This window comes from Chryseolinea sp. T2, from assembly GCF_037203685.1.
Classification (GTDB): Bacteria; Bacteroidota; Bacteroidia; order Cytophagales; family Cyclobacteriaceae; genus Chryseolinea.
Genome location: NZ_JBBCAU010000004.1, coordinates 256,646 through 283,312 on the forward strand (window position 1 = coordinate 256,646; position 26,667 = coordinate 283,312).

General features: G+C 47.2%; 26 protein-coding genes. 10 read left to right on the plus strand and 16 right to left on the minus strand.

What is annotated here, in order from left to right:
* Positions 1-90 precede the first annotated feature (90 nt).
* From WBG78_RS15530 to WBG78_RS15545, 4 genes are all read right to left on the minus strand, one after another.
* Positions 91-1,239: a hypothetical protein gene (locus WBG78_RS15530; RefSeq protein ID WP_337327365.1), complete on the minus strand. Its 1,149-nt coding sequence runs from the start codon at positions 1,237-1,239 to the stop codon at positions 91-93.
* Positions 1,240-1,309: 70 nt separating this feature from the next.
* A complete protein-coding gene (locus WBG78_RS15535; RefSeq protein ID WP_337327366.1) occupies positions 1,310-1,900 on the minus strand; it encodes an outer membrane beta-barrel protein in 591 nt (196 codons plus the stop codon).
* 12 nt (positions 1,901-1,912) lie between these two features.
* Positions 1,913-2,539 (minus strand): DUF4136 domain-containing protein, encoded by a 627-nt coding sequence (locus tag WBG78_RS15540; RefSeq protein WP_337327367.1) that lies wholly within the window; start codon positions 2,537-2,539, stop codon positions 1,913-1,915.
* 208 nt (positions 2,540-2,747) lie between these two features.
* A complete protein-coding gene (locus tag WBG78_RS15545) occupies positions 2,748-2,993 on the minus strand; it encodes a hypothetical protein (protein WP_337327368.1) in 246 nt (81 codons plus the stop codon).
* Between the two features lie 236 nt (positions 2,994-3,229).
* On the opposite strand from WBG78_RS15545, the gene WBG78_RS15550 reads away from it, so the two are divergent.
* The 5 genes from WBG78_RS15550 to WBG78_RS15570 all read left to right on the plus strand — a co-directional run bounded on the left by WBG78_RS15550 (position 3,230) and on the right by WBG78_RS15570 (position 8,508).
* On the plus strand, positions 3,230-4,867 hold the full coding sequence (locus WBG78_RS15550) for a tetratricopeptide repeat protein (protein ID WP_337327369.1): 1,638 nt from the start codon (positions 3,230-3,232) through the stop codon (positions 4,865-4,867).
* Positions 4,868-4,959: 92 nt separating this feature from the next.
* Positions 4,960-5,505 carry a DUF4136 domain-containing protein gene (locus WBG78_RS15555; protein WP_337327370.1) on the plus strand — a complete coding sequence of 182 codons (546 nt, stop codon included), beginning with the start codon at positions 4,960-4,962 and terminating at the stop codon, positions 5,503-5,505.
* 300 nt (positions 5,506-5,805) lie between these two features.
* Positions 5,806-6,408: an RNA polymerase sigma factor gene (locus WBG78_RS15560; RefSeq protein WP_337327371.1), complete on the plus strand. Its 603-nt coding sequence runs from the start codon at positions 5,806-5,808 to the stop codon at positions 6,406-6,408.
* Positions 6,398-7,252, plus strand: a complete 855-nt coding sequence (locus WBG78_RS15565) for an anti-sigma factor family protein (RefSeq protein ID WP_337327372.1) — start codon at positions 6,398-6,400, stop codon at positions 7,250-7,252. The genes WBG78_RS15560 and WBG78_RS15565 overlap by 11 nt, the downstream gene beginning before the upstream one ends.
* A gap of 53 nt (positions 7,253-7,305) precedes the next feature.
* Entirely contained in the window at positions 7,306-8,508 is a 1,203-nt protein-coding gene (locus WBG78_RS15570) for a hypothetical protein (protein ID WP_337327373.1), read from the plus strand.
* Here the strand turns inward: WBG78_RS15570 and WBG78_RS15575 are convergent.
* The 5 genes from WBG78_RS15575 to WBG78_RS15595 form a co-directional block, all read right to left on the minus strand.
* Positions 8,502-9,254, minus strand: coding sequence for a hypothetical protein (locus tag WBG78_RS15575; protein ID WP_337327374.1), 753 nt, complete (start codon positions 9,252-9,254; stop codon positions 8,502-8,504). The two genes, WBG78_RS15570 and WBG78_RS15575, sit on opposite strands and share 7 nt — an antisense overlap.
* 647 nt (positions 9,255-9,901) lie before the next feature.
* The gene (locus WBG78_RS15580; RefSeq protein ID WP_337327375.1) at positions 9,902-11,677 is read right to left on the minus strand and encodes a chloride channel protein; all 1,776 of its coding nucleotides are present in this window, start codon (positions 11,675-11,677) and stop codon (positions 9,902-9,904) included.
* Positions 11,678-11,728: 51 nt separating this feature from the next.
* Positions 11,729-12,808, minus strand: coding sequence for a hypothetical protein (locus WBG78_RS15585; RefSeq protein WP_337327376.1), 1,080 nt, complete (start codon positions 12,806-12,808; stop codon positions 11,729-11,731).
* A gap of 15 nt (positions 12,809-12,823) precedes the next feature.
* Positions 12,824-13,702, minus strand: a complete 879-nt coding sequence (locus WBG78_RS15590; protein ID WP_337327377.1) for an alpha/beta hydrolase — start codon at positions 13,700-13,702, stop codon at positions 12,824-12,826.
* A gap of 62 nt (positions 13,703-13,764) precedes the next feature.
* On the minus strand, positions 13,765-15,375 hold the full coding sequence (locus WBG78_RS15595) for an amidase (RefSeq protein ID WP_337327378.1): 1,611 nt from the start codon (positions 15,373-15,375) through the stop codon (positions 13,765-13,767).
* A 103-nt stretch (positions 15,376-15,478) separates the two neighbouring features.
* Here WBG78_RS15595 and WBG78_RS15600 point away from each other — a divergent pair, with 103 nt between their 5' ends.
* Entirely contained in the window at positions 15,479-16,405 is a 927-nt protein-coding gene (locus WBG78_RS15600) for a serine hydrolase (protein ID WP_337327379.1), read from the plus strand.
* Between the two features lie 80 nt (positions 16,406-16,485).
* Here WBG78_RS15600 and WBG78_RS15605 read toward each other — a convergent pair whose 3' ends face one another.
* Genes WBG78_RS15605 through fmt form a run of 4 tightly spaced genes read right to left on the minus strand, consistent with a single transcriptional unit; the run spans position 16,486 to position 20,193 of the window.
* A complete protein-coding gene (locus WBG78_RS15605; protein ID WP_337327380.1) occupies positions 16,486-17,871 on the minus strand; it encodes a glycosyltransferase in 1,386 nt (461 codons plus the stop codon).
* A gap of 31 nt (positions 17,872-17,902) precedes the next feature.
* Positions 17,903-18,691 carry an SDR family oxidoreductase gene (locus WBG78_RS15610; RefSeq protein WP_337327381.1) on the minus strand — a complete coding sequence of 263 codons (789 nt, stop codon included), beginning with the start codon at positions 18,689-18,691 and terminating at the stop codon, positions 17,903-17,905.
* Positions 18,692-18,717: 26 nt separating this feature from the next.
* Complete coding sequence (locus WBG78_RS15615) at positions 18,718-19,221, minus strand: dihydrofolate reductase (RefSeq protein WP_337327382.1); 504 nt, start codon at positions 19,219-19,221, stop codon at positions 18,718-18,720.
* Positions 19,222-19,278: 57 nt separating this feature from the next.
* On the minus strand, positions 19,279-20,193 hold the full coding sequence (gene fmt, locus WBG78_RS15620; protein ID WP_337327383.1) for a methionyl-tRNA formyltransferase: 915 nt from the start codon (positions 20,191-20,193) through the stop codon (positions 19,279-19,281).
* Positions 20,194-20,302: 109 nt separating this feature from the next.
* Between fmt and WBG78_RS15625 the strand changes: the two genes are divergently transcribed.
* Positions 20,303-20,809 carry a hypothetical protein gene (locus WBG78_RS15625; protein WP_337327384.1) on the plus strand — a complete coding sequence of 169 codons (507 nt, stop codon included), beginning with the start codon at positions 20,303-20,305 and terminating at the stop codon, positions 20,807-20,809.
* A gap of 105 nt (positions 20,810-20,914) precedes the next feature.
* On the opposite strand, the gene nth is transcribed toward WBG78_RS15625, so the two are convergent.
* Both nth and WBG78_RS15635 read right to left on the minus strand, forming a co-directional pair.
* Positions 20,915-21,553, minus strand: a complete 639-nt coding sequence (nth, locus tag WBG78_RS15630) for an endonuclease III (RefSeq protein WP_337327385.1) — start codon at positions 21,551-21,553, stop codon at positions 20,915-20,917.
* Between the two features lie 10 nt (positions 21,554-21,563).
* Positions 21,564-22,829 carry an exo-beta-N-acetylmuramidase NamZ family protein gene (locus WBG78_RS15635; RefSeq protein ID WP_337327386.1) on the minus strand — a complete coding sequence of 422 codons (1,266 nt, stop codon included), beginning with the start codon at positions 22,827-22,829 and terminating at the stop codon, positions 21,564-21,566.
* Between the two features lie 79 nt (positions 22,830-22,908).
* Between WBG78_RS15635 and WBG78_RS15640 the strand changes: the two genes are divergently transcribed.
* The 3 genes from WBG78_RS15640 to WBG78_RS15650 all read left to right on the plus strand — a co-directional run bounded on the left by WBG78_RS15640 (position 22,909) and on the right by WBG78_RS15650 (position 25,570).
* Positions 22,909-24,132 (plus strand): ABC transporter permease, encoded by a 1,224-nt coding sequence (locus WBG78_RS15640; protein ID WP_337327387.1) that lies wholly within the window; start codon positions 22,909-22,911, stop codon positions 24,130-24,132.
* 79 nt (positions 24,133-24,211) lie between these two features.
* Positions 24,212-24,769, plus strand: coding sequence for a hypothetical protein (locus WBG78_RS15645; protein ID WP_337327388.1), 558 nt, complete (start codon positions 24,212-24,214; stop codon positions 24,767-24,769).
* 171 nt (positions 24,770-24,940) lie between these two features.
* Positions 24,941-25,570 carry a hypothetical protein gene (locus tag WBG78_RS15650; RefSeq protein WP_337327389.1) on the plus strand — a complete coding sequence of 210 codons (630 nt, stop codon included), beginning with the start codon at positions 24,941-24,943 and terminating at the stop codon, positions 25,568-25,570.
* A 91-nt stretch (positions 25,571-25,661) separates the two neighbouring features.
* Here WBG78_RS15650 and WBG78_RS15655 read toward each other — a convergent pair whose 3' ends face one another.
* Positions 25,662-26,450, minus strand: coding sequence for a polyprenol monophosphomannose synthase (locus WBG78_RS15655; protein ID WP_337327390.1), 789 nt, complete (start codon positions 26,448-26,450; stop codon positions 25,662-25,664).
* Positions 26,451-26,667: the final 217 nt, after the last annotated feature.

Here is a 26,667-nt window from a genome sequence, read left to right on the forward strand (position 1 = left end):
TACTTTGACTCAAATGTCAACTCCTCTTGATAGCGGCGTATCATATTATGTGTTACATATAAACGTTCGCGATGCTATCCGCAGCTCATTTCACCTTAACCAGGAACTTCCGAATACGATGTAATACGCCCATTGTTCCGGTCCGCGTGCGAGATCAACTCCCATTCGCACTTTGAACTTCCGAGCTATCAAATAGCGAAATCCTCCACCTCCACTTCCTACCCAGCTTGCATTTTTAAATTCTCCCCAGCTATCATAAGCTTTACCAGCGCCTCCGAACCCAACAACACTCCAACGGGAAACAATGTCCCACCGTACCTCTACTTCTCCAACTGAAAATATGTTTCCCTGGTATCGTGCGGTGGGAACACCACGTAAATCAACATAAGGCTCAAGATAGAAAGGTACATCGCCAAATACCTGTTGCATCTCATAGCGCAAACCCGTCACAACGTTGTGAAACATTTGGAAGTAGCCGTAGATGAAAGCATTCAGATTTTGGTAATTGTAATCACTCCCAAATCCATCATCAGAGAAGCTTACATTCACCTGAGACCGGATGCCTTTGTTCGGCGTGAAGATGTTATCCCGACTATCAAATTCCAATGTCAGTCCTGGCATACTCACTCTGCTATTGATTTCTTTGCTCTTAACGAAATCAGGTAATGAACCGCCATCTACGGATACTTTAGTATTTAGAAAAGTATAATCAACTCCTGCGCTCCAGGGTGTACTCCCAAAACGTTTTAATAAAGATCCGGTAAACGGTGTCGTTCGAAGATTAAATTCTGTTGAAAACTCTTTACCGGCTGCAGTGTTTCGATAGAACTTCATGTTAATGTTGGCGTAACCCCCACCTGCGCGATATTTACTCCCCGCCTTTAGCCATGTGCCCTGACGAAATGCCAGTGCAGCCCAAGTATTGTTTACTGTATACATGCCAACACCCCCTGTGACATCCGGCGGAATTCTCACAGCTTTTCCAGACTTATCGACTGTCGGTTTGCGCCGGGTGATGAAGATGGGAGCGACTCCAAGTCCAAATCCTCCAAGTGCTGGTTCTGTGACTATTACCGGCACTGGTATGAATCCGTTCGCTTCTATCAGAAAGTCACTCATGTCCAACTTGTGGTCGAGGGAATCGAACATCGATGGCTTACTTTTTTTCTGAGCACATACCGACAAGGTGACGAGCAATGCAAGTGTCGCCGTAAGTACGACTTTCAATAAGGTCTTCATGTTAAGCCGCACTTATTTAATAATTAAGCTGAGGCAATGATTGCGGAATCACGACCTCGCGATGACCGAACTATCGGCCAAGCGATGTAACTAATCCAAGATTCAGTCCAAGAAATGATTGTGAGTCCAGATCGCGGGAACTGAAGCTCATATTGTATCGCACCGAAACAAGCGCTGATGTTCCCTCTGCAATTTTGTAAGCTAAACCTGCTTCGGGTGCAACCGAAAACTGCCACGGGTCGGCCCTCCATGTGTACATACCCATCTCGAGATCAACACGGTTATACGTCGTGCCAAGGCCAACCCCCACGAACGGTTTCAAATCTGCCTCTGAAAAATAATAGTCTGCCATAACCAGCAAGGGTACACTGTTCATGTAGCGGAATTGTTGTCCGCTCGCTGTGATCGACTCGTCCTTTGAAGTATATGAATCGTAGCCAGCTTCATTGTAGAATGTATACCAGCCTGCGCTCACACCAACCAGGATCCTGGGTGTCACTTCATACCGATAATCAAATGTAAGTCCTCTAAAACTTGGCTTCGATATAAAATCTGCTGTGTTCCCCATGGGAAAATTGATGGAATATTGTGCAGACGCATAGCTTTGGGCAAGAGCAGAGTGACCGATGCTACACAACAATATTGCGTATAAATATTTCATGGCATCTACGGTTTATTTGTCAATATCCAGATAAGGTGATTGCTTGAATGCCTGATCAATGCCTCGCTCAATTCGCGAGTCGACATTATTTGTACCGCCCTCCAGCAAGCCGTTGAGGATTGCAGCCCATGGTACCGGAAGATTGCCCACTGCGGTCTGACCTTCGCGGTGCGTCATCTGTAGAAACACAGTGCCCGACGTGTAAGAGCCTCCATAGATGTCGTATGGATAGTACCATCCAAAATAATCCCACGGGTACCACCAATCCCACCACCACCAGTCATAGTACCAGACAAAAGTTGTTGAAGACATTGCAGTTGGAAAGATCACCACATCAGCCGTCGAAACATCAGCCTGCTCCCAGCCATACGACTCCAGATTGTCTTTAACGGCTTTGAGTATGACCTGCGCATATTCATCGTCGACAAACACTATCTCATCACCCTTAGACGCGTTACCTGTGATCTTCACTACGTCATCTGGAATTGCATAAGTGCGAACGTTCTTAAAATTGAATGTCTTGTCAAACCTCGTGACAACGAGGTCCAGGTCATTAACATAATCAGGTCCATTGGGGTAGCATCCGCAAACGATGCCCATGATCATCCCCATTCCCCATACACGTAACAATACCTTCATAATTTCTTCTTTTTTAGATTATGACATCGATCGGTTCTGCCAAATACATATTTAGAGATATTGAATACGCAGCGACAGTTAAACGGGGACTTAACAGTTAACCCTTGCAGCTTCCGTGCGTTTGCCGTGCATTATGTGCAGGCGTACACATCGCTGCTGGCAATTCCGGACGATCCGGAAGAAAGTATCCGATTGTGGCTCCCACGGATCACGTCCTTCTCGACTTTCCGAGATATTTTAGTAATTCGGTTTCCAGATCAAGCAAGAGCTTTCGATACTCAAGTTCGTGATTCTGATTAGAAAATAGTTTCCTCTCATGGCGTTCAAGCGTTTGCGTCATAGTAAATATGTCTTCGCAAAGACCTTTAAACTCGTCATTGTCGGTATACGCCTCAATAATTTCCTCCTTAAAAGAGGGAAAACGGTTTAGAATGAACTTGATGTCCTCGCTCATATTGACGACTCCGGATTAACACGCAAACGCGTCGGATTTTTCTCGCATGAATGGATAACAGCCTTGGAATGGCCGGATTTTGCTTAACTTACCTACGGTATTTTGAAGTTCGCCCAGGAATCACTGAGACACAGATGTATCTCTTAGGGTGAATTTATCGAGTGTTAAATTTTCTTAGAAGTTGTACACCGTGTTTTACGGTGAAAGTCAGATGTTGGGTTTAACGCTATAGAAACATGAACTCCATTACCAATCACGAAGTTGTAAGGCAACTGGATCGTGTACTTGCCTCGGCAAATTTTTTGCATTCATCGGTTCTCGCCAGGTTTCTTAAGCACATTGTGCAGGAAACTATTGAAGGTAGGGCACACGAGCTAAAGGAATACACTATCGGAGTTGCTGCTCTGAAGAAGGATCCTGACTTCAATCCGCAGATCGATTCTATTGTAAGAATCCATGCAGGAAGATTGAGGCGCGCCTTGCGCGAATATTATCAGACCGACGGTGCCACCGATCCAATTGCAATCGTGGTTCCGAAGGGAAGTTATGTGCCTACGTTTGAAATCAATACCCTGGCAAATTTTGTGGCCGCCTCAGAGGTGTCCCATGAAATAACGTATGACGTAGCAAAGTCCAGGGCAGACAGCCTTAGTCCATCGCCTCTGGAGCGCCTGGAAGGAAAGCCATCTATCTTTGTTGCGCCCTTCAAGATTGTCACCAGCGACCAGGTGGAAATTCATTCGTCCCTGCCTGAGTATCTGAGTTCTGAGCTCACCAAATTTGAAGACATCGTCGTGATATCTGTTGAGGCTGACCCGGCCACGTCACAAAGAGCCGACTACATTATAAGGGGGACCATCCATATGGTCAATCAACGCATGCGCGTATTCGTGTATTTACTCGGCAGAGACAGTCGTCAGCACTGGTCAAATACTTTCACGATGACATTTGACGAGCTGTGGCAAATGGAAGAAGAAGTAGTCGCGCGGACGGTTGCAGCTATAGCCGGTATTAACGGTGTGATTTCACGTGTCGAAGCTCAGCATATGGCATTGCATTCTTCAGGCGACACCCATCGTCCCTTATCGTACTGGTATAAGCAGAACATAACTCATTTCGATCCACTCAAGACCCGTGCGGCAAGAATGTATTACGAGGACGTACGCGCGCGTATGCCTGACAACGCTCTCGCTGCCGCCTATCTTTCCGAGATAACTTGCAGGCAAGCTTTCTTCGAAGGCGATAAGGAAAGGGGAGAACTTTTATTGAAAGCCATGGACCTTGCACGTGAGGCATTGCTCATCGATCCTACTTGTCAGCAAGCCTATCATGCGATGGCTATGATCACTATGGTTTTTGGCCGCGGCGAAGAATCTGTCAGATACATTGAGAAGGGTCTTGCGATAAACAGCAACTCAGTAGACTTTCAGGCAGCAGTTGGATCATTGTTCATCTATCTGGGAAGGTATGAGCGTGGCATGGAGCTGTTGGAACGCGCTCTTGAATTACTTCCCGATCCAAGCTGGGGGCATTTGGTGAGTCTGTCTATCAATGCATTTCATCACAAAGAATACAGAGAGGCGCTTGCGTGGCTGGATCAGTCGAAGGTGGATACCTATTGGGCGCTTCTGGTTAAAGCCGCGTCGGCCATAAACATTGATGAGCCCGACATAGCAAACGAAGCACTCGCTAAGTTTCGCAGAAACTATCCCAATCTTAATCCCAGTGAGAAATCTGTGATCAACGACCTGTTCGTGCAACCGGATATTGGTAACGCAATTCATGAAGCATTGCAAAAGTTAAGCGGTGCACCGTTGTATGTAATCGAGAGGGAAAGCACCCGCTTTGCCAAGAAAAACAGAATGTCACTTTAACTGTTAAACACGGTAATTAACTTTTACATGGATTAAGTCGTGTGTAACTAGGTAGCGGAAAAGAAGACAATTATTCTATAACGCTACCGATAATGAAACATGCGGCATTTGTATTTGTCCTTGTCGTCACTGCCTGCGCAAGTGTTTCGACCAGCTACGACTTCGATAAGTCTGCAGACTTCAAAAAGGGAATGACTTATAACTGGGATAAGCATGTGCAGGATCTTGCTATCGACCAGCTCAACAAAACACGCATTATCAATGCGGTTGAAAAGGAAATGGCCGCGCGCGGCTATACAAAATCAGAAAGTCCCGACTTCCTTGTCGATCTTCATTTGAAACTTCAACAGGAGGAATCTGCGACAGCCACAACAACCGGGCCTGGTGGATATGGCCGCTGGGGCTATGGATGGGGCGGTGGCTTTTCGACGACCACGATCGATGTGAACAAATATGTCGATGGCACTTTGTTCATCAATGTGATTGATAAAGCAACAGAGAAGATCATCTGGCAGGGCAGGGGCGAAAAGACCCTTGATGATAAGCTCACTCCCGAAAAACGCGACGCACAAATCAACGCCGCTGTTGCGTCAATTTTTAAGCAGTATCCGATACAGGCGCCGTCGGCCAAAAAATAAGGGCTCCGCTATTTTTTTTAGTTAGCAGGGTGTACAAAGGGATGACCGGTAAGGGTGACCGGTCTCCCTTTTTTTATTGCAAATCCGCTGGATCTTAGTCAAATGCAACCGATGACAGCTGGATGTAACGGCTTGATTGACAGGACTCAGTTCAAATTTTCACAATTGCTTTAGAATGTGCTAAAAAACTTTCAGAAAGGGCTAAAACTATTTTTTGAAACCCGTCATCTTTAAGTAGAAAAACGCGGAAAACTGCGAATTAGACCGAAACCCGTGACCGAAACGCTTCCTCAAACTGCAATGATGCATTCTGACAATCTCATTGCCCAGGCAAAAGCCGGCGACCAGAATGCGCAAGGAAGGGTTGTGCAGCTTTGGTATAAGCGGATTTACAACTTTGGTTACAAGTTCTTTCAGGACCATGACATGGCCATGGAGGTATCGCAGAAGACCTTTATTTCCATGTGTCGGAATCTTCCCTCTCTGCAGGAAAATGCACGATTCAAGTCGTGGCTGTATAAGATCGCTGTAAACTACTGTCGCGAGGAAGCGCGCAAGCGTAAGAACAACCGCTCTCTTTCATTTGATGTGGTTTGGAATCGCGAGGCTGAAGAGTCGCCGCGGTGGGAATCGTCCTCCAGCCGGTTCGATAGCCCTGAGCGTCAATTTCAGCAGCAGGAGCTTGCCGATGTACTTCAGAATGCCCTGATGGAAGTGAATGAAGAGCAACGCGAAGTAGTGATCATGAAAGAGTACGAGGGGCTTAAGTTCAGAGAGATTGCAGAGATCCTGAACATCTCAGAAAATACAGCCAAGTCGCGCATGTATTATGGACTCGAAGCATTGAGAAAAGTTTTAGAAAGTAAAAACATAAACAAGGAAACGATCGGTTATGGCTTATAAAGCAACGGAACAGGACTTGATGGCATACCTGTACGGCGAGCTTGAGGGCTCCGAAAAGGAAGCCGTTGAAAAGTATTTGGCAGAGAATGAAGAGGCGAGAGCGTCACTTGAAAAGCTTAAGTCCCTGCGTATGCTCATGTCGAACGTTAAAGACAAGGAGGTAATCGCACCTCCGTTGTTCCTGGGAGATGCTCCCAGGGCTCGTCTGCTGGATACACCTTATATTCGAACGATACTGAGCATAGCCGCATCGTTGCTACTTGTGATGCTTGCAGGCAGGCTGCTTGACATACGTGCGTCATGGTCAGGAAACGAATTGTCGCTCAGCTTTGGCGCACCTTCAAAGCCGGTTGAAGTTACTCCTGTAAATGCCACGCCTTCGATTACTGAAAACAACGTTCAGCAAATGATCAACGCTGCCCTCGCTCAGAACAATGCAGCGATGCAGGTTAACTGGGAGGCTACACAAAAGAAACTGGATGCTTCTATTAACAGGAATCTCGACCAGAACTCAGCCAAGATCGATCAGCTATTAAAGGAATCTTCTGCTGCTTCGCAGGACCAGATCCGTGAATTTGTCGCAGGCATGCAGACCGAAAACCTAAAGGTTGTGAAGAGTTACTTTCAAATGAATTCTACAGAACAAAAGAAATATGTTGAAGGGTTGCTCGTAGATTTTTCCAAGTATCTGCAACAACAGAGAAACGACGACCTGCAGGTTGTCCAGACGCAAATGAAGAGTCTGGAACAAAACACAGATCTGTTCAAACAGGAAACGGAACAGATATTAACAAGCATTATCTCTACGGTGGGCACAGGCAAACCGGCGGGAACAAGAAATTAAATCACTGCCTGAGCAAGGTTCACAGTTAAGTCATCTCAAAATTGAAAGCTACCATGAAACCACGGATTTGGATGCTGTTCACACTGACGGCATCGATAATATTGAACAGCGCTGCAGTCAACGCACAGAGATTTGACAAGGAGCGAATGGATCGCGACATCGCAGTGGCAGAGAATGTTTTGTATACACTCATTAAACAACAGTTTGCCAATCAGCGTACATTCTTTCAGCTTCAGGTAAGAGGAAGTTATCAGGCAGGATATGGAGTTACCTTTGTTCTCCCTGCCGATTACACGACACCTATTGTTCTTCAGCAAAATGACATGATCTGGACACCGGCGGGCGGTGGTACCAACGTAAGCATATACGATGGCAGCACACCGAGGTCGCAGGACGTAATAGTCAACAGGCAAAATCGACAGAATAATTCAAACGTGGAAAGCCTGGGTGATCAATCGCGTGAACGTGCGAAGATTGATATGGACAGCATTCGCGATGCATCTAATAAGAAAGTTATTGACGCAGCAGCTACCTTCCTTCTCGATTATGGAGATCTCATCGCTCAGCTTGCACCAAACGAAAAGGTCATTGTAACCAATCAGGGAAATCAGCCACGTGCATGGGTGAATCAATATTTTTCAGCACCAAAACGTACGCACCTTTCTGTCGAAGCACTCAAGTCGGATCTCACACTTCTTAGAACGGGTAAGCTCACCCGCGAGCAGGCACAGTCACGACTCAAGGTGATCAACACAGAAACGGTAGAGGAAGTTGAGGCGGATCTTGAGTTGCTCTCCAGCATCTTTACGCGTCTGTACAGCGAGGATATTTCAAAGACCTACTTTGTCGGTGATAACGTCTACTTCGAACACCTCAAAGACTTTGGCGCCATCTACTATATGACGATGTTCAGCGCTATCGAAATGGGCGACTATTCACGTCGGTATATCCTTCCAACGATTGGCCTGGCAGATGTGGATCAGGCTACCCGCGACAAGAAAGTCAAAGAGATGTATCCGAAATTCGAGAGTGACCTCAAGGAAAATATCCTTGAGTACGGACGAACCTTGAAGAGCCTGAAGGACGATGAGGTGCTGGTGTTTCAGATAACCAATACACGGTGTGAAGGTTGTTCAATACCCGTAACATTGGAAATTACGCTGAAGGGCTCTGCTCTGAAAGAGTATAGCCTGGGTAAAGCCGATAAGGCAGCCACGCTTGCAAAGATGACGGTAAAGAAAGGCGCCGCTCAATAGGCGCTCACCTTCACCATTTGCATAGCGGCTTTCTCACGGTTCTTTAAAGGATAACAAATCCCGTTGATCATTTGAACGAAGTGTATGCCGAAAGCCAGGACCAATGGCTTGGTACTCCCAGCAATCTCGGTGTCAAACGATGTGGCGTCCTGACGTGGCCTGTCAATTGGAATAGGTTCGCTGTTTAAACTCCTGGAATTAAATTTATGGCTGATGAAGTCAAGTTCAGCAGCGATCGTTGTCAAAATGAAATGGGTGGCACCAGGAGGTGAAGTTATTATTGCTGCCGGGGAAAACATGTTCACGTCAACGGACAGCCTACCTGATGAACGATCGATGCTCGGTGATACCAACATCCTGAGCTCTGGCGACAGCGATGTTTGCTTATTGAATTCGAGTCCTTCGAACGCGGCCAGGGCATTGGACTGAAGCTTGCGGGAGCCCCTTAAATTTATATTATCCTGCTGCACAAGTTTAATGAACAACGACGATAAGCGTTTCGTGATGCCACCGTCTGCTACTTTTGTAACCACGTCAGAGAATGCAGCACGGAAAAGTTTAACACACTTCATTGCCTCTGCGAACTCCGAATTGGACTCCCGGGTTCGCACAAAACAAGGGTCGTTTTTTATCCTGTTCCTATCGTTGCCTCCTGATCTTCTCACAGCATATCCGTAATCGGTCTGGTAGAAAATCAGGTCTCCGATTCTTCCTGTGAGCTGAATTAATCCCTGTTGAATAGCCATAAAATTTGATTCAATAATTAGTTTATCTGTCGTGTAACCAGGCACACGACAGTCAAGCCTCACAACGAGAAAGAATCTGATGCCAAACCCTGGTTTTAGAAGCTTAAGGTTATTCACCGGTTTCCTGATCGCTGTTAAAGCAATATACAGTGGCCCAAAATTTCACTGTCCGGATTTTTTCCGTTCCTTTTCGTTTGTTGCTAATATTTCCATTATTTCTCAAAGAATGTTTTGCAGTCAGCAGCCGGCGCGGTCGCCTGAGCATTTACCGGCATCCCCTCATCTGCATAAGTGTTAGCCTGACACGAAATTCCATGTGACCTTAATCTTCCCTTGTAGCATGCGGGCGTGGTACAGGTGTTATAGTGGTGCCATCGTGGTGGTATACTGGTATCAAACCCGTGTCAGACCCGTGTCAGACCCGTGTCAGACCCGTATCAAACCCGTGTCACATCCGTATCAGACCCGTGTCTAATTGCTTCGGTAGTGCTGTGGAAAGGTATCTTGAGCCGTCTGATTACGCACGACTGGCGCAATATTGCGAATGAGCTTTCACGGGCGACCGACGCAACTACTGGCGGGCTGAGAAGGTAACTTTCAGCAACTTTGATAGTAGGGGTGGCGGTGGATGCGAATCTATTTTCGGCCTAAACAGACTTCAGCAATTCAGAACGGTACCTGGTGAGTACGCTGGATTTGGACACAAAGCCCACATACTTTCCATTGTCAACCACGGGCAGGTTCCATTGGCTGGTATCGTCAAATTTCTTTAGTACCGTGTCGAGATTCTCGTGCAGGGCAATGGTCGCCGCGGGTTTAGTGGTAAGATCCTTAACGGTCAGCTTTTCATATTTCTCCGGACTGAAAATGATGCTCCGTATGTTGTCCATATGAATGATGCCCATCAGTTCCCGGTTTGGATTAACCACAGGAAATGTGTTCCGGTTCGACGACGAAATTACTTTGATCAGCGACTGTACCGGTTCATCTATCCCCAGCACGGAAAAGTTGGTTTCTATCAGTGCCGAGAGATCCAGTTTACTGAGCAGGAACTTGTCGCGGTTCTCTACCGTAAGGTTGAGCATGGATGAGAGCTTCTTGGCTTCCATGGAAAGTGGCTCAAAGTAATGTGCAACGGTATTGCTAAGCGCCGAAACAATCATCAGAGGAATCATCAGTTCATAGCCGCTGGTGATTTCCGCGATGAGGAATATAGCAGTGAGAGGTGCATAGAACACGCCACTCAGGATACCTGCCATTCCAACCAGGGTGAAGTTCGTCACAGGGATATGGGCTATTCCGGTCATGTTAACGAGACTGGAAAAGATGTATCCCAGATAGGCACCGACGAACAGCGATGGACCGAAACTGCCCCCATTTCCTCCACTTCCGAGTGTTACGGCAGCGGCTACAGTTTTCAAAAACATAAGTGCACCCAGGAACAGCAACAATACGCCTTCTGAATTGATGAAACCGCGCAGGATGCTGGCGTCAATCAGTGAATCAGATTGGAGCTTAGCAAGGACCTCTATAGAGGTGTAGCCCTCTCCGAACAGTGGAGGAAACAGGATGAGCAAAACAAATAACGATAGTCCTCCCACCAGAATCCGCAGCCATACGTTCTGAACGGACTTTATTCTTTTTTCAATCCAGCCGAATACCTCTGCGAAATAGAGCGACATGAGACCGGCAAGCACACCCAAGATGATGTAGTACGGCACATTACTGCTGCTAAATGGTTGCTGCAACGTAAAGGCTAGTATCACTCCTTGCTTGACAACCACTTTCGACAGCAGTGCTCCACAAGCTGCGGCGATGATGAGAGGAACGAATGCGGTCACGCTTACATCAGTAAGTATGACTTCAACAGCGAACAGCACACCTGCTATTGGCGCATTAAATGCCGCGGCGATACCGGCCGCCGCCCCGCATCCCAGGAGGATTGTCCGGTCCTTGTACGACAAATTGTACGTACGCGCGAAGTTTGATCCGAACGCTGCCCCCGTCGTCACCATCGGAGACTCCAGTCCCGTGCTACCTCCGAATCCAACGGTAAGCGCGCTGGTGATCATGTTCGAGTACATCTGTTGAGTAGGAAGTATGCTTGACTTCTTTACAATTGCATAAACAATCTCGGCCGTGCCCTTCTTGAAATTGTTACGAAGTGCATATTTCACAAACAGCACAGCAAGCAGGATGCCCACAAGCGGAAGAGCAGCAAACACCACGAAGCCTTCGTAGTTAACAGCATAACTTCTGACAAACGCTGCAATCGAATGAACAAAATACTTCAGTGTAATAGCGGCCGCTCCGGATGAGAGACCAACAAAAATGCTTGAAAGTATAAAGAACTGGCGCGCTGAAAGTTTATCACGAAGATAAGCAACTGGCTTACTGACGATATGATGAATGGCACCCAGCATGAATCGGTAAATATACTATCGCATTGGCTAACGGCACAATGCGACGTGTTATCATTCATTCTTCAGTAGTTCATACTTTCCCTGAACAGGAAAATGATCAGTGTAGGGCAGGTCATATCGTGTCTTCAGCTCGATCGACCGCAGGGGGCCACGGTAGAATTGATTGTCGATTCGAAGAACCCGAAGTGTTCCGCCATTGTATGTAAAACCGAATCCCCGCCCGGATTCTTCAAAAGCGTTCTTCATATACTTACGTAGATAACGATAGGTATAAGCGTAAGGCATGTCGTTATAGTCACCGGCACAAACAACGGGATAAGGAGAATTTTCAACAAACCTGGATAACTGTTGTGCCTGATTGCTTCGTTCGAATACGCCTTCTTTAAGTTTTCTAAGGATTATGCCCGTAGCGCGCCCCATGTCTTTCAGACGCGACCGCTCGCGGGGATCAAAGCGACCCAGCCCCATAGAGTGTAAGTGCACGTTGACTATCCTTACAGTATCGGACTGAACAACTATGTCCACATACGACACCCTGTTGAATCCTGCTGTGCCTTCCAGTACATCGCCTCTGGCAATGATTGGAAACTTTGAGACGATAAGAGTGCCCGCTCGGGCCCAGTCAGCGTATCGTGCGTCCGGATCCATGGAGAAATAGAAATTCCGGTTTAACTCAGTAAGCCGTTGAATTATGTTTCCGGTCTTGCTCCACGGGTAGTTCATGAACTCCTGGTAACATTGCACATCCGTTTCAGGATTTAGTACCATGTCGTATAACTCTGTGGCGCTGTCCAGTTTCTGCTGGCTGAATTCCCCCTTCATATGAAAGTTCGACAAGTTGTAATCGAGCAGCGTAAATGATGTCGCGGAAGGATCTGCTTGCTGAAAGTAGGACTTAACTCCTATAGTGCTCACCATGTAAGGAAAGCCGATTACCATAGGTACCAGATAAAACAATCCGGACCGAATTCGTCGAATAGCCGTGATGACCAACAAAATTGTATTGGTCACCATGGCAAAGGGAATAAGAAAAATTGTTATCCAGATATTATAGCGTTCCGTAGGAGGGATGCTGCCGGTCAGATACAGCAGCGACAACAGAACGGCGACTATAATATGAAAATACTTCAAGGGACTGAAGCGTTGTTATTGCTGGTGAAAGCTTACGCTCGCGAACTTTAATACTTCCGGCAGGGCCGACCGCCAGTAAGACCAGCTGTGCACTCCTTCACGAACACGGAATTCGTGAGGAATTTTCTTATCGATCATTGCAGCATGCAGCGCCATATTTCCTTTGATGAGAAAGTCCTTGTCGCCGCAATCGAGATAGTACCTAACCTTGCTTAATGCCTCTGCATTCCCGTTGTTCACAATGCTGATAATTGAATTCTCCTGGTAGTGAGGAGTGAGGCGGTTCTTTCCTGTAAGCTCTTTCTTTCCATAAAGGCTGCTCAGCATAGACCACACGTTATCGCTGGCTGAAGCTATTTCGTCATCTGTGAATACTCCCGAGCTAAGCGCAGAACAGGACGAGAACATATCGGGATGCTTTGTTGCCTGTAGCAGCGATCCGTAACCCCCCATTGACAAGCCGGCGATCGCACGGTATTGTTTGCTGGCACGGGTCCGGTAGGTCTTATCAATATGAGGTATGAACTCCTTGATGAAGAAATCCTCATACTTCACCTTGCCGTCAAAAGTATTCAGGTACCAGGTAACGCCACCATCAGGCATCGCGATGATCATGGGCGTGGCAGTGCCATCGGCAATCGCTTTATCAGCGATGTGTTCCACCTCTCCGAATTGAGTCCATCCTGTTTCATCGTCACCGTATCCGTGAAGCAAATAGAGTACAGGATAAATGCGATTGGTACGATCGTATCCGTCAGGAAGGTAGATACTGTACTGCACTTCCTTTCCAAGTATTGTACTCTGAATAGGCAGAGTTTCTTTAATAACGCTCTGACCAAATCCGGCCGAAGAAAGTAAGAAACTGAACAGGAGGAGGAATAGAAATGATTTCATTGGATTTGATTCCATTTAAGCTTACAAGGTAATTAAAAACTATGCAGTATGGTTTGAGGTTGTCAGGAAAGAGACGGCGTGAACTCTGGCTTTTGTCGCTTGTGAGAAACCTGTTCATAAGCATATGCCAGTGTGATAAGCGATGCTTCCTGGTACGCACCTCCAACAAAGGAGAGCCCGATGGGTAGTCCCGATACCAGCCCCATGGGAACGGTAATGTGGGGATAGCCAGCCTGTGCTGCAGGACTGTAAGTTCCGTACCCTGTGAAAAAGTCGCCGTTAACGTGATCGGTACACCACGACGGTCCGTTGGTAGGGCCAATAATGGCATCGAGTTTTTCGGCTTTGAGCACACTATCGATGCCCTCACGCGTGGTCTTCTGAACAGTCTGCAGAGCGCTAAGATATTCTTTGTCGTTGAGATCGCCTTTGGCCGCTGCATCTACGAGGATGCTTTGTTTAAAGTAGGGCATGGCCCGTTCGGCGTTCTGATTGTTGAACGAGATAACGTCGTCGAGTGACTTCATTTTTGAATGAGCTGTTGAAAGGTATTTGTTCACACCATCTTTGAATTGGAACAGCAGCACAGTGAATGGGGCTGAGCCCATGTCCCTGAACTTTGAACGGATGTCGATGTCCACTATGGTGGCGCCTTTGGAGCGCAATGCGTCCAGAGCAGCCGTTATTAACTCATCTACTCCCTCATGTTTCCCCAGGACAGACTTGTCGAATCCCAGTCGCTTGCCGTTCAGTCCGTTTTCGTCGAGGGCAGATGTGTAGTCAGCGAGCCGATGCCCTTCGCTTTTAAGAGTGACAGGATCTGCCGGATCAGGCCCAACCAGAGCGGAAAGTAGAATGGCTGCGTCAGTTACCGTGCGGGCCATGGGCCCTGCCGTATCCTGTGTGTGAGATATCGGAATAATTCCATTCCGGCTCAATAGACCAACCGTTGGCTTGATGCCCACGATCCCATTGATAGACGACGGGCATGCAATCGATCCGTTGGTTTCAGTTCCTATGGCTGCGGCGCACAGGTTTGCAGCCACCGCTGTACCCGATCCGGAGCTTGAGCCGCAAGGATTTCGGTTCAGCACGTAAGGATTTTTGGTCTGGCCACCACGACTGCTCCAGCCGCTGCTTGAGCGCTCGTCGCGAAAGTTTGCCCATTCACTAAGGTTAGTCTTACCCAGCACAACGGCGCCTGATTTTCGCAGCTGCTCAATGATGAAGGCGTCCTTTGAGGCAATGTTTCCTTCAAGAGCGAGTGCACCCGCGGTAGTCATCATCTTGTCGCCGGTATCAATATTATCTTTTATGAGGATGGGTATGCCGTGCAACGGTCCCCGTAGGCGTCCTTCGGCCCGTTCACGATCGCGTTCGTCGGCAATAGACAGTGCATCCGGATTAATCTCGATCACAGAATTTAGCGCCGGGCCATTGCGATCTTTCTGCTCGATCCGCTCCAGGTAAAGCTCACAGATTTTCCGGGAGGTAAGTTTGCCGTCTTTCATTTGTTGCAGCATGGACGTAATGTCTGATTCCTCCAGAGGGAACTCCACAGGTGTTGTCGTTGCTTGTTCTGTTGTCTTTACGGTTTCCCGGCACGCATAGAGTATCGTCATGGTGCTGCCCAGCCCCAGAAGGCCGGTGGAGAGAAAGTTTCGGCGTTTCATGTTTGAGTTGTGTGGTCTTTATTATGACTTCCTGCGATCATCTCACATGGAAATGATTTCGCCGGCGCCATAGTGGTGTGTTTGGTCTCGTCAATTTATATATTTGGATGAGCTTTCCCAGAAGTTTATGCCCGGATCCCGCAGGCTTTCCTTGTTGATCGCCTTTATTCCCTTCTTTATGCAAGTGTTGTTACAAGGTTGTCAGTCTGACGCTGACCTTCGGCGGCAAATTGAAAAGGAACTGTCTTCCGTAGACGGAGAATTTGCTGTGGCCTTCGAAGACCTCACTTCGGGTGAACAACTCCTGATCAATGAGCGGAAACATTTTCACGCCGCCAGCACGATGAAGACACCGGTCATGATAGAAGTGTTTAAGCAGGCGGCAGCTGGTAAGTTTTCGTTGAAGGATTCTATCGAGATCCGCAATTCATTCAGCAGTATTGTTGATAAAAGTTCTTATAGCCTGAAAGTTGAAGATGATAGTGATACGCTTATTTACAGGCAGATCGGGCAGCGTCGAACCATCTATGACCTTGTCTATGACATGATCATTCAAAGCAGCAACCTGGCCACGAATCTGGTGATCGAACTGGTAGGACCAGACAATGTAACGGCAACCATGCGAGACTATGGAGCGAACGACATACAGGTTCTCCGCGGTGTAGAAGACCAGAAGGCTTTCGATAAAGGATTGAATAATTCCATCACAGCCTTTGATCAGTTACTGATCATGAAGAAGATTGCTTTGGGCGAGGCGGTAAGTAAGGAATCTTCGGAAGCGATGATGAACATACTATTCAATCAACGGTTTCGGGAAATAATTCCTGCCAGGCTGCCATCTGATGTTAAAGTGGCTGACAAGCGCGGATGGATTAAAGGTCTTGAACACGATTGTGCGATAGTTTTGCTGCCCAACGGTAAGAAGTATGTACTTATCTTGTTGTCAGACAAACTAGCCGATCGGAACAAGGCAGTCGGGGCAATGGCAAATGTATCGCGGTTGATCTATGATCATGTTGCGCGGGAATAGGAATTTGCAGTCAATATGGGCCTTGTGTGGGTTGAATCAGGCTGCGTTGCCGTCTGAATTCTTTATCAGTGACCCACTGACTACTGGTTTTCGTTTTGGATACCATCATTCTGTAGCTGCCTGGTTTTATCCAACAGTTGATTAAACAATGCCAGGAATGTCTCTCCGGCGCCTGCGTTATTCTCATTGCGAAGGCGTTTGATATTCAGGCGGAAGGTCTCGTCATTCATCAGGTTGCTGAGCTGTGTTTGTATGCGATCTGTATCTGCATCAATGTCACCGAGGATGCCCATGCCATGAAACTGAACGCGGGCGGCATTGCCTGGAGGATCGAACTGTTGGTGCACCACAATCATCAGCATGGGAACAATGGCCTCAATGGCTTCCTTAATAGAACTCAGTCCGCCGTGAGTGATGAAAGCATCGCTGTCACGCAGAAGTTCCTGTTGTGGTACCGAGGGAAACACCCATACATTTTTTCTTATCAGCCCAGCAGGAGCAGTTCTTCTCGTACCTATTGAAACCACGAGCTGATTATTGTCACGGGTAACGGCGTCGGCAAGGCGCAGAAGGAACGCATCGGTCTGCTCTTCGCGACCGGACGCTATGGTGCCGAACGAGCAATAGACCAACCGTGATCCGGAAGCACGTCGCCGTTGTATTACAGACTTCACCTTCGACCACTCTTCAAACGCCGGCAGGTTCACTTCAGCCTGCATGAAACCGACATAATGATAGTTAACGGGATTTTGAAATGAGGGGTAGTCGAATTGTCGCGGTGCAAGAACGAAGGATGGTACGTTGTTGGTCTGAAAATCAAACAGCGAGGGGAGATCGAGACGCACGTTCGCTGGTATCCGGTTCTTTTTCAGCCTGCGGCTAATGAGAAAGCGATCACTAATGCCAAGGTACAGAAGGCGCTGCTTGAAGTCCGTCCGGTTTAGTTTAGCATTCATTCGTTTGAGTGCTTGCGTTTCTTCGTTGTCATCACCCGGTACCAGGGTGCTGTCAACAGGAGGACGTCCGGGAACAACATGCGTGGGAAACATGGCATGTAACATCGCATGCCCTATATGCCGCTCTTTCATGGTGTTGTACAGTACAATGAAGTCGGTTGCCTGGGTGGCGTCGAAGAATATTATATCCGGGTTTAGCGCGTCCAGCGCGGTTGTCAGCTCACGCTCGCGCTCGTGATAGAGGCGATCAAAGTATCGGTCAGTCAGGTCTGCCCAATACTTGAATCGTGCTTTTCGCTGTGCATTGACCCACGACTCAAAACCTAATCCAAAGGGAACTGATTTTAGCGGATAGTGATGAAATCCAGAGCGTGTAACGTGACCGTTGAAGTGCGCAACGGTTGCCAGTGTTACAGTGTGTCCTTCATTTTCGAGAATGCGGGCGAGTGGAAAACAGGGATTGATGTGACCAACTCCATGATAGCAGAGAAAGAGGATGCGCGCGGGCATAATCTACATCATGATTCAGTCATTTACGTCGTTATCGGACAACCACCTTTCTTATAATCTTCGAAAACAGAGAAGGGAAGAATCGCTTGATATAAATCATCAATACTTCTTTGCCTCCAATGTAAACTTCGTCACGTTCGTTCTCCATTGCATTAACGATCGCATCGGCACATTTTTCTACTGGCATTCCTTTCGACTGAAGGTCATCCATCTTATTGTTTTTCGAGCCATCGCCTTTCAGTGCGGAGTAAGAGATCGCCGTCTTAACCACACCAGGGCAAACCATGGTCACCCGCACATTATCCTTCCAGTATTCAGCTCTCACGGCATCATAAAATCCATGTAATGCATGCTTTGACGCCGCGTATCCGGATCTGAAGGGTGTGCCATACTTTCCTGTCACGCTGCTGATCACAACAAACTGACCTTGCTTACGTGAAACAAAGTGAGACACAAGATTGCGCGTCAGGGCAATTCCACCGAAGAAGTTTACTTCCATGATCCGTCGATATACATCCATGCCGGTCTCGTGAACGAAACTTCTTTGGCTGATGCCACCGTTGTTGATAAGCACGTCGATATGTCCGTAAAGAGATAATGCCTTTCGTGTGACATCATCAAGTGTGTCTGCCGCAGTGAGATCCAGAGGAAGGAGTTGTGCCTCACCTACGCAATTTTGTTTCACGCGGTCAAGCTCTTCGGTACGTCGCGCTGACAGGATTAAGCGTGCACCTTTCCTGCTCAACGCTATCGCCAGGGCTTCGCCGATTCCTGACGATGCGCCGGTAACCCAAATTACTTTATTGCTGAGGCTTGCCATGAGTTGTTAGGTTTGAGGAGATCACTTTATTTGTTCCGTTCGTACACGACGAAGTCAAAGGGGTAAGCGTGTTTTTCGTCGGCATCATGATGCCTGCGGGTTGCTACGTGCCAGTCCTCATTCTTAAAAGCGGGAAAGTATGTGTCGCCCTGTATTTCTGCATCTATTTCCGTGAGATAAAGGCGATCTGCTTTAGCCAAAGCGAGGGCATAGATCTCCGCTCCGCCGATTACAAACGCCTCGGTCTCACCGTTCTTGCGTGCAACTTCGAGTGCATGTTCCATGTCGTGAACAACAATGCATCCCGGTGCATGAAAGGCACGCTGACGTGTAACGACTACGTTGGTACGGTTAGGTAATGGTTTGTAATTGTCCGGTAATGAATCATAGTTTTTCCTTCCCATGATCGCCACATGACCACGCGTAGTTGTCATAAAATACTTCATGTCGTCAGGAAGCTTCCATGGCAGATCGTTGTTTCTGCCGATCACGCCATTCCGGCTGCGTGCAGCAATAAGGGAAATAATCATAGGCTAAAGGAACTGCGCCACCTTGAAGGCGGCAGTGCTAAATGCCGCACAAAATAGTCACAACTTGTTTCCCCTGAAAAAATCGGAGACACTCATTTTTCGCTTTCCTTCTGGCTGGAGCTCTTCGATAGCCACCCAACCATCGGCCGCACGGACCTTCAGATAGGTCTTTTCATCCGTCTCGATAGTTCCCGGGCTGCCAGTGCCGCCGCCTTCCACGGAGGCCCGCTGGATTTTAAAAATCTTTCCCTGCAGCGTTGTCCAGGCAATTGGAAATGGATTAAGGCCCCGAATGAAATTCCTGATGTCATCAGCAGGTTGATCCCATTTGATCTCACACGTCTCACGAAAGATTTTGGGTGCGTGTTTAAGTGTGCCGCCATCGTGTTGAGGCTGAGCAGGTGCATTACCTTGTTCTATAGCCTGTACCGTCTTCAGTACGAGAGCCGCTCCTTTGATCATCAGGCGTTCGTAAACTGATCCCACAGTGTCGTCGTATGTTATTTGCTCACGGTCCTGGTAGATGACACTACCGGTATCAATCTCGTGCTTCAGGAAGAACGTTGTTACCCCTGTTTCCTTTTCACCATTGATGACCGCCCAGTGAATAGGTGCCGCACCGCGGTATTGTGGCAACAGGGACCCGTGAAGATTGAACGTTCCGAGTTTTGGCATAGACCATACTATTTCAGGAAGCATTCGGAATGCAACGACAATTTGAAGATTGGCATTGAGCGATCGCAAGGCTTCAACGAATTCTGTTGCCTTCAGATTGGTAGGCTGGAGGATGTTCAGGTTATGCTTTACTGCCGCAGCTTTGACAGGGGATACTTCAATCTTCTGTCCACGGCCCTGGGGCTTGTCAGGTGCGGTCACCACAGCGACCACGTTGTAACCCCGTTCAAGAAGAATTTCCAGGCTGGGGACGGCAAATTCAGGCGTGCCCATGAAGACTATTCGCAACTCATTCATACGAGTGCGAAATAAGCGATCACTGCGATATTTCAGTCACAAATGCCGGGTATTTTGTATATATGCTTTCAGGAGGAAGCTTCCATATGGAAGATCCACCGCGTTACCTATGAGTACAAGTACGAAAGTTTCTCAACCAGAATATATCTCCGTTCGTTTTGGTAGCTTATTGCCCTGGCCATTTCATTTCGGCGCCGGAGTTGGGATTTTTATTGCTATTGGCGTCGGTGCCGAACATCCATGGACGGCCCTGACTTTTGCCGTTTGCTCATTGTTTGTGTTCACCAGTTCAGAAGGAACCGACATTGACCTGGTTAACCGTCGCTTTCGTGAGTACACATCGATTTTCTTTTTTAAGACAGGCAAGTGGGTAGCCTTCGATGCCATCGAGAAGATATACGTGAACAGGAACAAGATGCGACAGAATGTTACTCCGACCAGGACTGGATTTACGTCGTCATTTACGTTTGATGAATTCAGTGCTTTTCTAAAGTTCAATGAATACGAGGTCGTTCAGCTGATCAAGGACAAAAACAAGGATGTTGTGATGAAGCGCTCCAGAATATGGTCGGAGCAAATGAACATACCTCTTTACGACAACGCTGGAGATGAGTAACGATGATTCGTGGCCCGGTAGAAACCTGTTTTGCTGTGTCCTTGGCATTCAAAAACATGAATCGAATCTTCATGGCAGTCGCCGTGGATTTGTAACCGGTGAGGCCTAGTCCCGGAGATCCTTCCGCATATACTTTGAGCAGATTGGACAGTTCGTCCATACATGACCTCGTGCCGGGCAATACTTCCTTCCGAAATAGATGATTTGCAAATGGACCTTATTCCAACGAGCTTCCGGAACCAGTCGCTTCAGGTCGTGCTCTGTTTGCTCAACGCTTTTACCATTGCTGAGCCCCCATCGGTAGGCCAGCCGGTGAATGTGCGTGTCGACGGGAAAGGCAGGCACGCCAAACCATTGCGTCATCACAACTGATGCTGTCTTATGACCGACCGCGGGCAGAGACTCGAGGGCTTCGAATGAGTTGGGCACCTCGCCATTGTATTTGTCAATGAGAATCTTCGATAAGCCATATATGCCTTTCGATTTCATCGGCGACAGACCACAGGGTTTTATGATCTCCCTGATTTCATCGGCGCTCATCTTCACCATGTCGTAGGGATTGTCGGCTTGTTTGAATAATGAAGGTGTGGTTTTATTGACTCGTTCATCAGTGCATTGAGCAGAGAGCAAAACAGAGATCAGTAACGTATAAGCATCTTTGTGATGCAGTGGCACTTCTGGATCGGGGATGTATTGGTCGAGTAACTGAAGAATGTCTGCGACCTTCTCGGCTTTCTTTGTCATCGTTACATGATCATTCGTACAACAGATATTTCCTGCGCATCACTTTATACTTTTGAAGATCGTTTTGCCAGGTGGCGCGAATTTGTTCTTCAGTCATGCCGCTTTTAATCTGTTGAGCCAGGTCATTGCTGCCCGCCCATCGTCCGAAGTGTTCCACGAAGAATTTGTCCTTAACCGGAAACGCGTTGTACATACTGATCAGGTAGGAGAGATTAATCTGTTTTTCCACCTTTACCTTCCTAAGGTCGAGGCCGTGACAAAGTTTCCCTTCCAACGGAGGGTCTACTGCCATTCCGGGAATGTCGACAGGAGTAAAAGAGAACGGCTGATTTTTTAAGTCAGGATGACCAATTACCTGAAATGGCATTTGCGTACCACGGCCAAGGCTTAGTGCAGTGCCTTCAAAGAAACAGACCGAAGGATATAGCTTTATTGATTGTTGATTCGGAAGATTAGGAGAGGGCTTAATGGGTAATATGTATTCATCGCTGTGCTTCCAGTTCTTCATTGTTACCACTTCGAGTGCACATTGCCTGCCGCCTGCAAGCCAGCCCTCGCCATTGATCATACCAGCGTATTCGCCAACGGTAAGACCATGCACAACAGGTACCGCGTGCATGCCGATGAATGTTTCAAACTCCTTATGCATTATCGGACCGTCTATGTAACCGGCATTTGGATTAGGACGGTCCAGAACAATTACTTTCCTGTTGTTCTCAGCGCAGGCCTCCATGACATAATGTAGCGTACCTACATAAGTGAAGAAGCGAACACCCACATCCTGAATGTCGAACACCACAATATCAACATCGGCAAGTTGTTCGGGCGTAGGTTTGCGTCCTTTGCCATATAGCGATACAACAGGCAGGCCGGTCTTTGTATCCAACCCATCACTAACATGTTCACCAGCCGTCGCGTTGCCTCTGAAACCGTGCTCCGGCGACATGATCTTTATAATGTTCACCCCGAGCGCCCTCAGCGTATCGGCCAGGTGTGTCTTGCCGACCATCGCCGTATAATTCACGACTAATGCCACATTTTTGCCTCTGAGTTTATCCAGTACCGGCAGGATCTGTTCCGCGCCTGTTACTGGTAGTGCAGTTTTAACCGCTTTAGTGCCGGAGGCTTCGTTTGTGTCAGCCGATGGAGTGCTACTGCCGGAAGCCGTGGTGGCTGCCGGTGTGGTATCAGAATTAGCGTTGTTTTTTGAGGCGCTCTTACAGCCATGTGTGATGGCTCCTGCAACAATGAACGCCATGATTATTAATCCTCTCATGATGTCTTCAAATGGCACTTGTCGATTCTTCGCGTATTGTCTTATCTTAGCATTTTGGCGCTTAAGTTAGCAATTAGCATTGAACCTGTCTTACTTCATATCCCGCAGAATAACCCGTGAACAAACCCGGGGTTTCTCTGCCGCTATACACAGAATAGCTGTTGTCAGCATCGGCATCGGCCTCGCTGCCTGCATCGTTTCGTTCCTCGTAATGCTGGGATTCCAGGAAACAGTTAAAAATAAGATTTATGGTTTCAGTGGCCATCTGCTCATTACAAAATTCACGATGAGCAATGCGATGGAAGAGCCTGCAATGAATTACCATGTCAAGGTATACGATGACCCAAAGCAGTTTCCTTATGTGACTCACGTGCAGGAGTACGCGCATAAAGGCGGACTCATCAAAACATCAACCGATGAAGTACTGGGAGTGTTTGTGAAAGGGGTTGGTCCCCGTTTCGATACTAAGGCCTTTGGAGTGAACATGGTGGAGGGCACCTTCATCAGTTTCCCGGATTCTGCTTACGCGCCCGAGGTTGTGGTTAGTCGTACCATTGCCGACAAGCTGGATGCAAAAGTGGGCGATCAGCTAGTCATTCACTTTTTTCAAGATCCGCCACGCTTCAGACGATTAAAGATCACCGGCATTTACGAGACCAATTTGTCCGAGTACTTCGATGGCCGCTTCATAATCAGCGACATTCGCATGATACAACGATTGAATGACTGGTCAGACAGCATTGCCGGAGGTCTTGAAGTTTTTGTTAGTCAGGAAGAGCAGGCCGAAGTTGCGCAGCAGGAAATCGGCGAATCAATGGATTTCGACTTGTCTATTGAGCTGGTGAAAGACAAATTCATGCAAGTCTTCGAATGGTTGAATCTCGTAAGCAGGCAGGTGAACATTCTTCTTGCGATCATTCTTATTGTGGTATGCGTAAATATGATTTCCATCGTTTTGATTCTGGTGATGGAGCGAACGCAGATGATTGGCATGCTGAAGGCTATGGGTGCTCACAACGGATTTATTCGGTCGATATTTGTATTTAACGGCGTGAATCTCATCCTTAAAGGCTTGCTGTTGGGAAACCTTCTTGGCCTTGCCGTATGTTTTCTGCAATGGAAGTTTCAACTCGTTAAACTTAACCCTCACGACTATTACATGAGCTACGTTCCGATCGGATGGCACTGGGATGTAGTGATTGTTTTGAACCTGCTAACGTTTGTCGTTGTGACAATGGTGCTGCTGGTGCCTACGATGGTAATCGCACGTATCAGTCCAATCAAATCAATCCGTTTTGACTGAAGCATTTAGATGACAAACTCGAATAATTTCCTATTTTTGCTTTAATCAGGGAGCCCACCCGATCCGAAAAGTTAAAGTTATGCAGCTAAAATTTAAGAATCCGGTTCGACCGGACTTGACCAGTACTATTCAGAAGAGAAACCGTCGATTGCAGGCGTTCTTTAATGCAAAGAATCTGGATGTTCGTTTACACGGTGACGCACAGAATCCTCTTATGGTGTTGTGCGGTTGCGTCGGCTTATCGTCGTACGTTCACAACTTCGATCTGAGAATGTTGGACAAACCCAACCAGGGAGAAGTTTTAAAGATCTACAAGCTGACTGAAATTATTCAGGGAACACGCGAAGAGATTGTTGAATGGTTGCAGCAGTATCCTCAGATGCCTCTGTACAGGATTCAACATAAGGACAGCAGACTGTATTTGTGTGGTTTCAATTTCGTTGACCGTGAGCAAAAGCTTGGACGCTATCCGGTGTTTGCCCGCGAAGATTATCACATTTACAAGCAACGGGAAGCAGCAGACGATATTCTGAACATGCTCAAAGAAGATGGCTACGAAGTTGAAATATCGGAGCCGGATCTGGAGCTTGTGAAATCGCACGTTGGTCCCGTGTCGTTTGTCGGTTACCAGGAGTAATAGAGAAATTGAATTGAGAGTCAAAGAAATTATTAAGGCCCCACGTGGGGCCTTGACCAGGTTTCTTTGAGTCAAAAATATTTGCACGTATTTACATATATTATACCCGTTGTCATTAACTTCTGTTTCTAGTTAATAATTTGCCGCACTCACTAAATACCTCCCCGTTTTATGAAATTACTTAAAGTCGCAGTGCTGCTACTCGCAGTATCCAGCGTGTCGCTGGCGCAGTCTTTTGAGGGCAAGATCATTTACCAGAATTCATACAAGAGCAAAACGCCGAATGTTACGGATGCGCAATTCAATGAAATGATGGGAACCAGGCAGGAGTATTACATTAAGGGAGCTGAATACATGACTGCTACGAACGGTACTTTTTTTCAATGGCAAATTTATTCAAGCAAGTCGAACCTTCTCTACAGCAAAATGTCGAATTCGACGTCAATATTTTCGAATGATGGTGCTGCTAGTACAGACGAAATAGTTAAGGCCGAGGTGAACAAAGGTGTGACCACAATTCTGGGGCACAAGTGCGATGAGCTGGTTTTGACGTGCAAGAACAGTGTGCAGAAATATTATTTCAGTTCGGAGCCTAAGATGGATGCCAGTTTATACGCGAAGCACAAGTTTGGCAATTGGAGTGAAGTGCTTGCTAAAACCAATGCAATGCCGTTGAAGATTATCATGGACAACCAACAGTTTTCACTCGAAAGTGTAGCTACAGACGTCACAACTTTTAAGGTGTCAGACAAAATTTTTGAGCTTCCAGCCGGAAGTAAGGTCGAGAAAAGTCCTTATTAATTCTTGCTAAGGGTGCCCGCGCATCCAAGGACAAGTTAAAACAAAAAAGAGCCGAAAGGCCCTTCATAATATCATTCTCAGGTTGTCAATTCTACGAATAGCTTTTCTTCAGCCTCGTCTGTGTTGTTGTAGACTGCCCAAACGGAATAAACTTCTTGAACCAGCTTTGTATTGTCATTTGCAGAACGCCAAAGAAGGCTTCTTTGAAAATCCCTGCCGACATTTTTGATTCGCCACGGGTACGTTCCGTAAAGATGATTGGAACCTCTGTAAGATTGAACCCCAACTTCCATGCGAGGAACTTCATTTCTATTTGAAAGGCATATCCAACAAAGCGCACCTTATCAAGAGGGATTGTTTCCAGTACATGACGACGATAGCAGAGAAATCCCGCAGTAGTGTCACGTATAGGCATGCTGGTTATTAGTCTGACGTAGCTGCTGGCGAAATAGGATAGAAGCACGCGACCAATTGGCCAGTTGACAACGTTTACTCCCGTCGCATAACGCGAGCCAATGGCAACATCGCTTCCACGCTCAGCGCAGGTGAGATAAAGGTTCACAAGATCTTTCGGGTCGTGTGAAAAGTCAGCGTCCATCTCCAGAATGTAATCGTATCCTTTCTCGATGGCGTATCTGAACCCGGCAATGTAAGCAGTTCCAAGGCCCAGCTTTCCTTTCCTCCGTACCATATGCAGCCGTACCTCATCGGTATTATATTCTTGCTGCATCTGTTCAACAATCTCTGGCGTACCGTCCGGAGAATTGTCGTCGACGATGAGAATGTGGAAATCTTTAGGAAGTCCAAACACAGTGTCGATCATTGCGCGGATATTCTCGCGCTCCTTATAAGTGGGAATGATGACGATTGCGTTCTTCACAGAAGGGATGGCTTTTGACAAAACTATAAAAACTCATCATTTTAACAATCGTTTACGAAAGTTGGTTTGTTTTTTTTCCGATCGCGGTGGGTATAATTTATTTTCGGCGATTTTGGCCCGTTTTGAACGTGTTTAGCAGGGAGATTCGGCAGATAATTCAAAGCACAAAGGGCAGAAACGTTGTGGATTTCTGCCCTTTGCGATTGATAAAAGCCCA